The sequence below is a fragment of the Brevundimonas sp. genome (assembly GCF_035561115.1).
GTDB lineage: Bacteria > Pseudomonadota > Alphaproteobacteria > Caulobacterales > Caulobacteraceae > Brevundimonas.
Map to the genome: position 1 here is coordinate 1 of NZ_DATMYH010000121.1, position 13,198 is coordinate 13,198.

A 13,198-nucleotide genomic window follows, 5' to 3' on the forward strand; every position below is an offset into this window, starting at 1 on the left:
CGGCCCTGCCGTTCTCCATCACCCTGCCGGCGGGGTTCGAGATCGTGACCGGGCGGCCCGGGCCGGACTTCCGCATCTATACGGTCCGGCGCGGCGACCAGTCGTTCGTCATGGTCTATGCCGGGCCCGCGTCGCAATTCCCGATCTACAGCGGCCAGATGGTGGAGGCGGGCGGTCGCGCCTCGGTGGTCTCGACAGAGGATGGCGTGCGTCACGCCATGGAGCATCTGTTCCAGCGTCCCGACGCCCCGCGCGAGATCCACGTCTGGACCATGAGCCTGGACGGCGCCGATCGCGCCCTGGCCGAGCAGATCGCCCAGTCGGTCGATCTGCGTTAGGCGGGCCTCAGGTCTCCGACCACACGGCCAGTTCGTTGCCGGCCGGATCGCGGAAATGGAACCGGCGGCCGCCCGGGAAGGCGAAGATCGGCCTGACGATCACGCCGCCCGCCGCCTCGACCCTGGCCGCCATCGCTTCGAGATCATGGGCGAACAGGACCGGCAGGGGCGGGCGGCCGGCCTCGGCGTCCGCGTCGAATCCGCCGTCCAGCCCCTGGTCGAAGGCCGCATACGAGGGGCCGTAATCCTGGAAGGTCCAGCCGAAGGCCGCGCCGTAGAAGGCCTTGACCGCGCCCAGCGCGCCGCCGGGCAGTTCGAGATAGTCCAGCTTTCCGTCTTCACGCATCGTGATGCTCCGTCCGGGACGCCATTCGCCCCGGGGCTTGCCATGGACCAGCCATCTGCGCAAATCTGAGAATCGTTCGCAATACAGGAGCCATGCGATGATCGTGCTCGGCCTCGGCCGCACCGGCCTGGTCCGCCTGATGGCTAGCGAGCGCCGCCCGCGGCCCGCTGGAACACCAGCGTCTGCGCCCGCGACCCCGGCCGGAACACCGCCGTCCGCGTCACGCCGTTCAGACGGACATTGACCTGCTGTTCCTGGTCGTCGTGCACGCCCGGGAAGAAGTCGAGGTCGACGGTGACGCGGGCGACGTCCCGGTCCTCCGTGGCGCCGCCGAAATCGACACGGACGTTGTCGCCGGCCAGCCGGGTGCCTGTGTGAGTCACCGGAACCGCTGCGCCGTCCACGGACAGACGAAACCGTCTCCCCAGATGCGCCTCCAGCGCGGCGAGCGCGCGGGGGTCGTCCAGCGAGGGCTGGGCCTGCGGGGCGATCGAGACCAGGGCGGGCTCAACGTCATGGGCCGCGAACCGGTGGGTCACGCGGACCGCGCCCGAGCCCGGATCGATCTCGATCACCGTCAGTCCCGAATGGCCGCGATGGGCCTGGGCCGGCGAGGCCAGGCCGGCGATCAGGGCGGCGGTCAGCAGGGCGCGTCTGAACACGGTCCGGATCCTCAGGAAGGCCGACGCACGCGGGCGGCGGTCGAGTCCGGGCTGACCTCGACATCCGAGTCGCGCATCCGGTTTTCTCCGGGCGGCGGGGCAGGCGAAAGACGCAGGCTGCGTTCGTCGATGCGGCGCGGGAAGAAGTTGTTGCCGCGGTTGGCGTCGGCCGTCTCCAGCAGCGGATCGACCTCGGCCGAGACCAGCGTCTTGGACGACACCCACTGCCAGACGACCTGCTGGCTGTTGCGGCGCCAGACCTCGGCCGGGATGCGCACCGTCTCGTCCGAGCCATCGGCCCAGGTCAGCTTCAGGATCACCGGCATGACCAGCCCGCCGACGTTCCTGAACGTGAAGCGGTAGATGTTGTCGTTGAAACCCTGCGCCGCGCGGCGGTCGGCGTCGGCGCGCCGCGCCGCGCTCTCGGCGTCCCGGCGCTGCTGGGCCGTGACCGTGAACCGGTCGGTCTGGTTGTAGAAGTCGCGCGTCGCCGGATCACGCTCGACCACGGTCTCGATGTCCTGGTTGCGGGCGGCCGTCAGCGAGCCGGGCTCGGCCTCGAACCGTTCGCGGGCAGCGCGGGCGCGCGCCTCGGGATCGGTCGATTCCAGGGTTGCGGCGGTCACGCCCTCCAGCGAGATGTCGACGTGGTCGGTCGAATAGAACCAGCCGCGCCAGAACCAGTCCAGATCGACGCCCGAACTCTCCTCCATGGTGCGGAAGAAGTCATAGGGCGTCGGCCGCTTGAAGGCCCAGCGCTGTGCGTATTCGCGGAAGGCGCGGTCGAACAGCTCGCGGCCCAGCACCGTCTCGCGCAGGATCACCAGGGCGGTGGCCGGCTTGGCGTAGGCGTTGTTGCCGAACTGCAGCAGCGAATCCGAGTTGGTCATCACCGGCACCTGGTCCTGGCTGACCATGTATTCGACGATGTCCCTCGGCTCGCCGCGCGCCGGGAAGTCGTGGTCCCACAGCTTCTCGGCCTCGAACTGCAGGAAGCTGTTCAGCCCCTCGTCCATCCACGTCCACTGGCGCTCGTCCGAATTGACGATCATCGGGAAATAGGTGTGGCCGACCTCGTGGATGACCACGCCGATCAGGCCGTTCTTGGCCCGCTCCGTATAGGTCAGCCGGCCGTCGTCGCCCCGCACCGGGCGCGGCCCGTTGAAGGTGATCATCGGATATTCCATCCCGCCGACCGGGCCGTTGACCGACTGGGCCGTCGGATAGGGGTAGGTGAAGGCGAACTGGTTGTAGACGTCCAGGGTGTGGGCGATCGACTTCGTCGAATAGGCGTCCCACAGCGGCCGGGCCTCCTTCGGGAAGAAGGACATGGCCATGACCACCGGATGTTCGGCGCTCTGCTGTTCGACGCCCATGGCGTCCCAGATGAATTTGCGGCTCGAGGCCCAGCCGAAGTCGCGCACGTTGTCTGCGCTGAAATTCCAGGTCCGCGTGCCCGACCGGGCCGGGCTGGCCTCGGCGGCGGCCGCCTCGGCGGGAGTGACGACATAGACCGGGGCGTCGGCGGTGCGGGCCTCGGCCAGACGCGCGCGCTGGGCGGCGCTCAGGATCTCGGGGTTCTGCAGCTCGCCGGTCGCGGCGACGACGTGGTCGGACGGCGCGGTGATCGAGACGTCGTAGTCGCCGAACTCCAGCGTGAACTCGCCGGCGCCGAGGAACTGGGCGTTATGCCAGCCCTCATAGTCGGAATAGACCGCCAGCCGCGGGAACCACTGGGCGGCCAGGAACAGGCAGTTGCCGTCCTCGCCGGGTTTGGTGAAGCATTCATAGCCGCTGCGCCCGCCGACCACATTGGTCTCGGGCAGGGGCAGGCTGAAGTCGATGCTGAAGGCGAAGGTCTGGCCCGTCGCCAGCGGACGCGGCAGCTCGATCCGCATCATGGAATCGACGATGGTGAAGGGCAGGGCCTGCCCGTCCGGCCCGGTGACCTTCAGGTCGTTGAATCCGCCCTCCCAGTCCTGCATGCGCCGCACCCGCAGGATCTCGTTGACGCTGACGGTGTCGGACGCCGAATAGGTGCGGCTGCGTTCCGCCAGAGAGTTGCGGCGATAGTTCTGCTGGTCCAGCAGCAGCCACAGATAGCCGAGCGCGTCCGGCGAATTGTTGGTGTAGGTCACCGCCTCGCGGCCCGTCAGCGTCCGGCCAGCCTCGTCCAGGGACACGTCGATGTCGTAGTCGACCTGCTGCTGCCAGTAGCGATGACCGGGCGCGCCCGAGGCGCTGCGGTAGTCGGTGGGGGTCGGCCAGTCCTCGCCCTCGAACTGGCGGAACTTGTCCTCGAAGCTGCCCTTCGACTGGTCGATCGGCCCGATGCTCTGCTGGGCCAGCGCGGCCGAGGCCATCAGGGAAACGCCGGCGGCCGACGCCAGCAACAAACCGATCCGCATACGAAACACCGCCCGCTGTCTGAAAAGCCCGCGCGGACCTTAACGGGCGAGGGCGGGGGAACAAGGCGACGAAGATTAAGTCTGCGTAATCCAGCCGTGCCGCGCGCCCCAGGCCAGAACCAGCGCGGGCCAGACGGCCGCGGGCCTGCCGGCGATCAGGCGGATGCCGAAACCGTGGCCGCCCTCCTGGAACAGGTGCGCCTCCGCCGGAACCCGGGCGGCCCTGAGCGTCGCCAGCAGTTGCAGGCTGTTCTCGACCGGCACCGCCTCATCATCCATCGCATGCAGCAGGAAGGTCGGGGGTCGGCCCGTCCAGTCCAGCCGCTCAAGGGAGTAGCGGTCGACCGCTTCGGGGGTCGGGGCGGAACCCAGAAGCTCGCGCCGCGACCCGGCGTGGACCGGCCCGTCAGCCATGGTCGCCACAGGATACAGCAGGATGCTGAGGTCCGGGCGATGGGAGGCCGCGTCGGCCTCGTCCACGGCGGCGTAGGCGGCGTCGGCGCGCGCCGTCAGCATCCCCGCCAGATGGCCGCCTGCCGAGGCGCCCAGCACCGCCACGCGCGCGGGATCAAGGCCGCTCGCGGCGGCCCGGGACCGCACCAGCCGCAGGGCGCGCTGGGCGTCCTGAAGGGGCGCGTCCGGCCCTGCGGCCCAGCCGTCGCCCGGCAACCGGTAGCGCAGCACGAAGCAGGTCACGCCGGCGTCCGCGAACACGCGCGCGCAGTCCAGCCCTTCCTTGTCGACGACCGCCCATTTGTACCCGCCGCCCGGGATCAGGAGCAGGGAGGCCCCGTTGGGCCGCTCGGGCCGCAGCACGGTCAGGATCGGATCGGTGGTGTATTGGGCGAACCGGTCGTGGAACGCCGGATCGGTCGAGCGCTCGACCACGCGCGGCGTGACGGTGACCGCCTCGCCCCCCGGCGCGGCGTCGGGCCACAGCCGGATCGTCTCGACGGGATCCGGCGGCGCGAGCTGCGACGACACCGGTGTCATCGCGGCGGCGGAGGCCGGTGTCGCGGCCAGGGCGGCGAGGCCCAGCACGCCTCTTCGGTTCAGCATCATGGGATCGGCTCCTTGGTCGCACGCTAGCCGGCCGCTCGAGCGGCGTCATCCCCGGGCCCTCCGATCGACCCGCTCCGCCGGAAGAGGCCGTCGCGGTCAGACCAGCTCCACCGCCACCGCCACGGCCTCGCCGCCGCCGATGCACAGGCTGGCCACGCCCTTCTTCCCGCCGCGCGCCTGAAGCGCCGCCAGCAGGGTCGTCAGGATGCGCGCGCCCGAGGCGCCGATGGGGTGGCCCAGGGCCGTGGCCCCGCCGTTGACGTTCAGCTTCGCCCGGTCGATGCCCATGTCGCGCATGGCGATCATCGCCACCACGGCGAAGGCCTCGTTGATCTCCCACAGGTCGACGTCCTCGACCGACCAGCCGGCCTTCTTCAGCGCCTTCTGCATCGCCGGCACGGGGGCGGTGGTGAACAGGCCCGGCTCATGGGCGTGGGCGGCGTGGCTGACGATGCGGGCGACGACCGGCAGGCCCAGGGCGCGGGCCACGCTCTCGCGCGTCATCACCAGGGCCGCGGCGCCGTCCGAGATCGAGCTGGCGTTGGCGGCGGTGATGGTGCCGTCCTTCGAGAAGGCGGGCTTCAGGTTCGGAATCTTCTCCGGCATGGCCTTGCCGGGCTGTTCGTCCTCGGCGACCGTCGCCACGCCCTTGCGCGAGACGACTTCCACGGGGGTGATCTCGGCCCTGAAGGCGCCCGAGGCGATGGCTTCGAGGGCCCGGTTCAGGCTCTCCAGCGCGTATTCATCCTGGGCCTCGCGGGTGAATTGATAGGTCCGGGCCGAGTCCTCGGCGAAGGCGCCCATCAGCTTGCCGGGCGTATAGGCGTCCTCCAGCCCGTCCATGTACATGCTGTCGATGATGACATCGTGGCCGATGCGGGCGCCGCCGCGGTGTTTGGTCATCAGATAGGGGGATCCGGACATCGACTCCATGCCGCCCGCCACGATGACGTCGGCGGAACCGGCGGACAGCGAATCCGAGGCCATCATCACCGCCTGCAGCCCCGAGCCGCACATCTTGTTGACCGTCGTCGCCTCGACATGTTGGCCCAGACCGGCGCCGATCGCGGCCTGACGGGCCGGGGCCTGGCCGAGGCCGGCCGGCAGGACGCAGCCCATGTAGATCTGCTCGACCTTCGCCGGCGGAACGCCCGCCCGCTCGACTGCGGCCTTCACCGCCGCCGCGCCCAGCTCGGTCGCCTTGACGCCGGACAGGGCGCCCTGGAAGCCGCCCATCGGCGTGCGGGCGAAGGAGACGATGACGACGGGATCGGACATGGGGGGCCTTGAAAGTGTGAGACGGGTAAATCGTCGATCAGGAACGCGCTCGCAAGAGGCGATCCTCCTTGTCATCCCGGCCGCAGCGAAGCGGAGAGCCGGGATGACAAAGGACCGGCTACGGCGGCGTCATCGGTCCGTGGCGGGCGGTTTCACCCATCCAGCTGCGGCTCGCTGCGGCCAGGCCGAACTCGGTCAGGCGGTCGCGGTGCCCGGCCAGCGGCGTGCGCATCAGGTTGCGCGCCAGCTTGTTCAGCGGCCCCAGCGGCGTCTCTTCATTCATCCGCTCCAGCCAGGCGGCCAGGCGTGGCCAGCGTTCGGCGTCAACGTCGATCTGCACCGCGCGCGCATTGAGGAAGGCCGGGGCGACGCTGAGGTCCGCCATCGACAGTTCGCCCAACAGGAAGCCCGTCTCGGGCGTCTGGCTCTCCAGATAGTCGAGAATCCGGGGCAGTTCGACGTCGCGGGCCTTCTCCACCACTTCAGGATCGGCCTCGGTCCCGAAGAAGCGCGGCTTGAGCGCGATCTGGTAGAACAGTCGCCAGCCCAGCACGTCGAACAGGCGGGTGTCGGCGAACTCCTCCAGCCACCGCGCCCTCGCGCGCTGGATCGGATCGGCTGGCCACAGCGAGGGCCCGGGCCGCGTCTCCTCGATGTACTGGACGATGACGCTGGAGTCGCACAGCACCAGATCGCCCTCCAGCCAAACCGGCACGCGGCGCAGCGGGCTCAGCCGCTCGAAATCGTCATTGCCGAACATCGGCGAGATGGGATCCAGCTCGACCTCGACGCCCTTGATCGCACAGGCGGCCAGCACCTTGCGGACATAGGGGGAAACGGGGCTGCCGATCAGGGTGACGGCGGCCATGGCTCAGGCGACCTTTTCCTCGGCCGCCTGTCGGGGCATGACGTCGCCCACCGTCGGACAGTCCTTGGCGTGCACCAGCTGGATGTCGCGCGGCTTGACGATTTCGTTGCAGTGGCCGCAGGCGATGCGCGGCGCGAGGTTCTGGCCGCATTCCTTGTGGATCATGGCGAAGCCGGAATCCGCGTCGCGGTACACATGGCGGGCGCCCCAGGCGTGCAGGGTCACCAGCACGCCGTACAGATCCTTGCCCTTGGCCGTCAGCCGGTACTCGTTGCGGGGCGGGCGTTCGGAATAGAGGTGGGGCTCCAGCACGCCATGCTGGACCAGGGTCTTCAGCCGCGCGGCCAGAACGTTGCGGGCGACGCCCAGCCGCTCCTGCCACTGTTCGAACCGGCTGACGCCGTTGAAGGCGTCGCGAATGACCAGCAGCGTCCACGGGTCGCCGATGATCTCCAGCGTCGCGGCGATCGAGCAGCTCTGTCGAGAATAGTCAGCGGTGCGTCCCATGATGGGAAAGTGACCCTGCGTCAGCCGTTTGGCAAGAGGGTTGCCAATCTGGACGGACTGGGTCAGTCTTGTTTGGCTACGGAGGCGCCCGCGGCGTTTCCTGATCCCCGACTTCGGGCGGAGGGCCTCCCCGTCTTCCGCCCGCCCTTTCTCCACGATAACGACACCGTATGACCCAGACCCTGGCCGAGGCCCTGACCCTGACCGACGACGGCGCGGGGGGATTGAAGGTGCGGCTGGATGGCGGCTTCTCCAATGCGCCCCGGTCGGCGCCGCAGGAACGCGGCGCGCCCTTCGGCGGCCTGATGGCGGCTCTCGCCGCCGGGGCCATGCGCCAGGGCCTCGGCATCGAGGCGCCGCTCCAGACCCTCACCATCCAGTATCTCGCCGCCGCGCGGTTCGAGGACGCCGTGTTCACGCCCTTGATGAATCGCGGCGGTCGCAACGTCGCCTATGCCTCGGTCACGGGCGGCCAGGGCGACCGGGTCGCCGTTCAGGCGCTGGGCACGTACGGCCGCGACGTCGCGGGACCGGTGCTGACGCCCCTGACCGCCTCGCTCCGGCCCGTGGAGGAACTCGAGCCGACGCCGCTCGACACCGGCTTCGGCCCCTGGTTCACCCGCCATATCGAGCACCGCTTCGTCGCGGGGCCGAAGCTGTTCGGAGAGAACGCCGGCGAGACGCCCGAACTCGGCTGCTGGATGCGGACGATCGACGCCGCGCCCCTGGACGAGGCCCGGCTGCTGTTCCTGCTGGACGGCCTGTATCCGACCTATTTCACGGCCTTCCCGGCGCCGCCGATCGTCTCCGCCAGCGTCGACCTGCGCGCCGACCTGCTGACGGCGCTGACCCCGGACATCTCGCCCGAAGGCTGGGCCTGTTTCCATTTCACCACCCGCGATGTCGGCGGCGGCTGGGCGGTCGAGGACGGCGTGGCCCATGCGCCGGACGGACGCCCGCTGGCCCTGGTCCGTCAGCGCCGCAAATTGATGCCGAGCCGCGGCTGACCGCCGGCTACGTCCGGATCTGACGCAGGCGCATGCTTCCATGCAGGAAGCCTTGCCGGGTCCGGTCTTTGACAAGTGAACGTCCCTGAGTGACGCCTCGAAGCGGACTCAGTGGACTCTTCGGACTCTTCGGACGGTGTTTTTCGCCCGGCCGGATAGGCCCGGCTCAAACCTGGTCGTGCAGACCACGCAACTGGATCAGGGGAATGACGATGTCCTCCTCGTCCTCCAGATGCCGCAGCAGGGGGCGGGCGTTTCCGTCGATCAGGTCGGCCAGCCGGTTGGCCTTGTCGGCGGCGTCGGTGGCGTTGCTTCCCACGGCCTGATGAAAGGCCATTCCGCCGTGGAACAGCGCCTCCAGCGTCTGGTGGATGGCGTCGTGGTCGCGGTCCAGCAGGTCGATGCCAGCGCCGATTTTCGGCTCGATCCGCCGCATCATCGGAAAATACTGGCCGCTCTCGATGCGGTGGTGGCCGTCGAGGTGCTGCAGGAAGGACTGGAGCGCCGGGATCAACTGGCGATGCAGCGCGGCCGCGTCCCCGCCGGCGCGCCACTGGGCGACCAGTCCGTCCATATGCGCCTGATGCCCGCGGAAGCTGGCGTGCATCTGCAGCCAGAAGGCCGCCGTCTCGTCCAGCTTCGAGGTCCAGCGGTCCCGCGGGTATTCATCGCGCAGATACAGGAACCCGGACGGCAGGCCGGCGCGCGTGGTCAGCGCCAGCGCGTCGTCCGGCGTCTCAGACAACGGCGGTGGTCGTCTTGATGAAGCCGCCGCCCAGCAGACGGTCGGGATCGGCCGGATCGTAGAGGGCGCAGGCCTGACCCGGGGCCACGCCTTCCTCGCCTGTCTCGAACAGCACCGCGACGGCGCCGTCGACCAGGGCCAGCCGGGCGGGGGAGGGCGGACGGGTCGAGCGCACGCGGGCCAGCACCGGCGCGCCGGCTTCAGCCGCCGCCTCGATGCTCGGCTCGTCGCCCAGCCAGTTGGTCTCGTCCAGCGTCAGGGAGGCGGTCAGCAGGGCTTCGCGCGGACCGACGATGACGTGGCGCCGGGCCGGGTCCAGCTTCGTCACGAACAGGGGCTCGCCCACGGCGACGTTCAGGCCGCGGCGCTGGCCGATGGTGTAGTCGGTGATGCCCGAATGGGCGCCCAGCACCCGGCCGTCCATGTGGACGATGTCGCCGGCCTCGCGGCCCTGCGGACGCAGCCTGTCGATCAGGGTGCGATAGTCGCCGTTGGGCACGAAACAGATGTCCTGGCTGTCGGGCTTGGCGGCGATCCGCAGGCCCAGCTCCATCGCCACGCCGCGCACCTGCGGCTTCTCCAGATCGGCGAGGGGGAAGCGCAGATAGTCCAGCTGCTGCGCCGTGGTGGCGAACAGGAAGTAGGACTGGTCGCGCGAATGGTCGATCGCCTTGCGCATCTGGGCGCGGTCATTGACCACCGAGCGCCGGACATAGTGACCGGTCGCCATGGCCTCGGCGCCGAGGTCGCGGGCGACGTCCAGGAGGTCCCGGAATTTGACCGTCTGGTTGCAGCGGATGCAGGGCACGGGCGTCTGACCCGCCAGATAGCTGTCGGCGAACTGATCGATCACCGCGTCGCGGAACCGGCTCTCGTAGTCGAGGACGTAGTGGGGAATGCCCAGCATCTCAGCCGCCAGCCGGGCGTCGTGGATGTCCTGACCGGCGCAACAGGCGCCCTTCTTCTTCAGGGCCGCCCCGTGGTCGTAAAGCTGCAGGGTCACGCCGACGACGTCATAGCCGGCCTTGTGCAGCAGGGCGGCCACCACGGTGGAGTCCACTCCGCCCGACATGGCCGCCACCACGCGCGACCCGACCGGCAGGCCGACCGCCGCGCGCGCGGACTCGATCGCCGCATCCATGTCGGCCTTGCCGGCCATGGGGGCGATGTTCGGGATCGGGCAGATGGGCTCGGCGAGCGTCATGGCGCGCTATCTAGTGCGAAACCCGTTCGATTTCGAGGCCGGAGCGAAACGGTACGGGAAACGACAACGGCCGCCCCCGTTTCCGGAAGCGGCCGAGGTCGGCTCGGGGGAAGATGTTTACGGGCGGCCGTAGTGCTGGATCCGCGTCGTGCGCAGGCCCTGCATGCCCCATTTGTCGATGGCCTTCTGCCATGCCAGGAATTCCTCGGCGGTCAGACGGTAACGCGCCAGGGCGTCGTCCAGGCTGATCAGCCCGCCGCGTACCGCGGCCACGACCTCGGCCTTGCGGCGGATCACCCAGCGGTCGGTATTGGCCGGGGGAAGATCGTGCATCGTCAGCGGCGTGCCCGTCGGGCCCACCACATATTGTTCGCCTCGGCTGTTAAGACGTCGCTCTTGCAACATGGGCTTATGCCTCATTGACCACCACCACTATGAGTGAACCGTAGCGGTCGGCGGCTAAGGGCCGTTTAAGCGTCGTGGTGAAGGAAAGCCTAAAATGCCTTCCGTCCACCCTCTCAATATTCAACAAAGGATTCATTGAGGTTTACGGCCCGTTACTCAGGTATCAGCGTTTGATGCTGATCAGCTCGGCCAGCATCTCGTCGGCCGTGGTGATGATCTTGGAGGATGCCGAATAGGCGCGCTGGGTCGTGATCAGGCCGGTGAACTCGGCCGACAGGTCGACGGTCGAGGCTTCCAGCTGGGATGCGCCGATCAGGCCGGCGCCGCCGGTGCCCGCGGCCTTGAGGTTGTAGGTGCCCGATCCCTGGCTGACCCGGTAGGCGTTGCCCGATGTCTGGGTCAGGCTGTCGGGGCTGGGGAAGGTGGCCAGGGCGATCTGGGCGATCTGGCGCGTGACGCCGTTGTCGAAGATGGCGGTCACGAAGCCGGTGTCGTCGATCTTGACCTCGGACAGGTTGCCGAAGGCGGTGCCGTTGGTCAGCACGGCCTGCACCACCGAGGCGCTGTCATACTGCGTCAGACCGCCCGCGGACGCCGACAGGTCGAAGGCCAGGGACTGGTCGTCGATGCCGAGGCCCGGAGCCCATTTGAAGCCTCCAGCGGCCGGGGCCGCGCTGTCGGACGAACCGAACGTCAGGGTCGCCGCCGTGGGATCGGGAAACAGGGCCGAGGCGCCGAGGGCGGCCATGGCGTCGACATCCAGGCGCCCGTCCTGGGTGAAGGCCACCAGCCCCGTCTTGAGCTGGCCGTTGGTCAGGCCGGCTCCGGTCACGACATCGGACGCCGGGATGGCGCGGATTTCGGAATACCACTGGTTGGGCACGGTGCTCTTCAGGAAGGAGATCGCGATCGTGCGCTGGCCGCCCTTGGAGTCCGAGACGGGGATGGTCAGCTCGAAGTCGGGTTTGACGCCCGCGCCGGTTTCAGGATCCCACATGGCCATGGAGTTGGTCGCGGGATTGTAGGCGTTGGCGCCCACGGGGGTGGCCGCGGCGTCGGTCGCCTCGGCCGAGACCAGCTGGCTGGACTTGATGTTGGCGTTCAGCTGAATGCGGGTGGTCGCCTCGGCCGTGCCGCCGACGGAGCCGACATTGATCGTGCGCAGGCGGTTCAGGTCCGACGGGTCGGTGGCGATATTGCCCTCCGCATCGACCGGCCAGCCCTGCAGGTAGAGGCCGGCGGTGTTCTTCAGATAGCCCAGGTTGTCGACACTGAAGGCGCCGGCCCGGGTGAACAGGCGGCTGTCGGTCACCTGAAGGTTCTCCGGCTTCTCCGTGACGACGAAGAAGCCCTGGCCGGCGATGCCCAGGTCGGTGTTCGACGTGGTGCGCTGCAGCTGGCCGGCCTGGCTGGTGTAGTGGCGGGCCGTGGCCAGGACGCCGCCGGCGGAATAGCCGGCGCCTTGCGACTGGCTGTTGATCACGGTCTGGAACTCGCCGGCGGTGCGCTTGTAGCCGACGGTGTTCACATTCGCGATGTTCTGCGAGATCGCCGCAAGGGCGGCGGAGTTTGCGGTCAGGCCGGACACGCCGGCAAGCAGGGCGCTGTTGATACTCATGGCGCGGGGCTCCTTACGAGAACAGGTTCAGGGGGTTTGGCGACGAAGCAGGCGAGCGCATCAGGCCGCCTCCTCATCGGAAGGGGCTCTGGCTTCTTCCAGGGCGATGACGGTGGACAACGGCACGATCGAGTTGCCGACGGTCAGGAAGGCTTCGCCCTCGTACATTTCCACGCCGGTGATGCGGCCGCGGGTCAGAACCTGGGCGTCCACGGCGCCGCCCGTCGCGTTTTTGGCGACGATCTTCAGCGTATAGACCTGACCGTCCTGGCCGTCGTTTCCGGTCGTAGCCTCGCCATCCCAGGTGAAGTCGTGCACGCCGGTCGTCTTCGCCGGCGCATCGCCGGACCAGACCACATTGCCGGAGCCGTCCAGCACCTGAAGCGTGGCCGAGGAGGCATTGGCGCCGAGCTCATAGCTCCAGGTCGCCTCTCCGTCGGCCATCTTGGTGGCCGACCAGGCCGCGGTGGCTTCCTTGCCGATGTAGGTGGCCGCCCCCGCCAGCCCGCCGCCGGCCTGGGCCGAAACGAGACTTTTCAGCAGCTCGTTGGTCAGCAGTTGCTGCTCCACGCCGGCCATCTGGGTCAGCTGGGCGGTGAACTGGTTGGAATCGACGGGCGACAGCGGGTCCTGGTTCTTCAGCTGGGACGTCAGCAGGGCCAGAAAAGTTTCGAAATTCGAAGCCAGCATGCCGCTGCCGGCGGCGATCCGGTTCGTGGCGTTGTTGGCGGTGGTGACGGCGTCGACCAT

The 13,198-nt window shown here is 68.9% G+C and carries 14 protein-coding genes; 2 read left to right on the plus strand and 12 right to left on the minus strand.

What is annotated here, in order from left to right:
* Positions 1-338 (plus strand): hypothetical protein (locus VN378_RS16225; protein ID WP_325744595.1); only part of this gene is annotated, 338 nt, incomplete at its 5' end.
* 7 nt (positions 339-345) lie between these two features.
* Here VN378_RS16225 and VN378_RS16230 read toward each other — a convergent pair.
* The 7 genes from VN378_RS16230 to VN378_RS16260 form a co-directional block, all read right to left on the minus strand.
* On the minus strand, positions 346-684 hold the full coding sequence (locus VN378_RS16230) for a VOC family protein (RefSeq protein WP_325744596.1): 339 nt from the start codon (positions 682-684) through the stop codon (positions 346-348).
* Positions 685-827: 143 nt separating this feature from the next.
* The gene (locus tag VN378_RS16235; RefSeq protein WP_325744597.1) at positions 828-1,346 is read right to left on the minus strand and encodes a DUF6702 family protein; all 519 of its coding nucleotides are present in this window, start codon (positions 1,344-1,346) and stop codon (positions 828-830) included.
* A gap of 11 nt (positions 1,347-1,357) precedes the next feature.
* Positions 1,358-3,754 (minus strand): M1 family metallopeptidase, encoded by a 2,397-nt coding sequence (locus VN378_RS16240; RefSeq protein WP_325744598.1) that lies wholly within the window; start codon positions 3,752-3,754, stop codon positions 1,358-1,360.
* Between the two features lie 75 nt (positions 3,755-3,829).
* Entirely contained in the window at positions 3,830-4,816 is a 987-nt protein-coding gene (locus VN378_RS16245; protein WP_325744599.1) for an alpha/beta hydrolase, read from the minus strand.
* Positions 4,817-4,912: 96 nt separating this feature from the next.
* The gene (locus VN378_RS16250; protein WP_325744600.1) at positions 4,913-6,094 is read right to left on the minus strand and encodes an acetyl-CoA C-acyltransferase; all 1,182 of its coding nucleotides are present in this window, start codon (positions 6,092-6,094) and stop codon (positions 4,913-4,915) included.
* Positions 6,095-6,212: 118 nt separating this feature from the next.
* A complete protein-coding gene (locus VN378_RS16255) occupies positions 6,213-6,962 on the minus strand; it encodes a glutathione S-transferase family protein (protein ID WP_325744601.1) in 750 nt (249 codons plus the stop codon).
* A gap of 3 nt (positions 6,963-6,965) precedes the next feature.
* A complete protein-coding gene (locus VN378_RS16260) occupies positions 6,966-7,469 on the minus strand; it encodes a helix-turn-helix domain-containing protein (RefSeq protein WP_325744602.1) in 504 nt (167 codons plus the stop codon).
* A 170-nt stretch (positions 7,470-7,639) separates the two neighbouring features.
* On the opposite strand from VN378_RS16260, the gene VN378_RS16265 reads away from it, so the two are divergent.
* The gene (locus VN378_RS16265; protein ID WP_325744603.1) at positions 7,640-8,476 is read left to right on the plus strand and encodes a thioesterase family protein; all 837 of its coding nucleotides are present in this window, start codon (positions 7,640-7,642) and stop codon (positions 8,474-8,476) included.
* A gap of 166 nt (positions 8,477-8,642) precedes the next feature.
* Here the strand turns inward: VN378_RS16265 and VN378_RS16270 are convergent, their stop codons facing one another.
* The 5 genes from VN378_RS16270 to VN378_RS16290 all read right to left on the minus strand — a co-directional run bounded on the left by VN378_RS16270 (position 8,643) and on the right by VN378_RS16290 (position 13,198).
* Entirely contained in the window at positions 8,643-9,221 is a 579-nt protein-coding gene (locus VN378_RS16270; RefSeq protein WP_325744604.1) for a hemerythrin domain-containing protein, read from the minus strand.
* On the minus strand, positions 9,214-10,425 hold the full coding sequence (gene mnmA, locus VN378_RS16275; RefSeq protein ID WP_325744605.1) for a tRNA 2-thiouridine(34) synthase MnmA: 1,212 nt from the start codon (positions 10,423-10,425) through the stop codon (positions 9,214-9,216). The genes VN378_RS16270 and mnmA overlap by 8 nt, the downstream gene beginning before the upstream one ends.
* Positions 10,426-10,542: 117 nt before the next feature.
* Positions 10,543-10,830, minus strand: a complete 288-nt coding sequence (locus VN378_RS16280) for a DUF1153 domain-containing protein (protein ID WP_055831520.1) — start codon at positions 10,828-10,830, stop codon at positions 10,543-10,545.
* 163 nt (positions 10,831-10,993) lie between these two features.
* Entirely contained in the window at positions 10,994-12,448 is a 1,455-nt protein-coding gene (gene flgE / locus VN378_RS16285) for a flagellar hook protein FlgE (RefSeq protein WP_325744606.1), read from the minus strand.
* A gap of 60 nt (positions 12,449-12,508) precedes the next feature.
* Positions 12,509-13,198, minus strand: a complete 690-nt coding sequence (locus VN378_RS16290; protein WP_325744607.1) for a flagellar hook assembly protein FlgD — start codon at positions 13,196-13,198, stop codon at positions 12,509-12,511.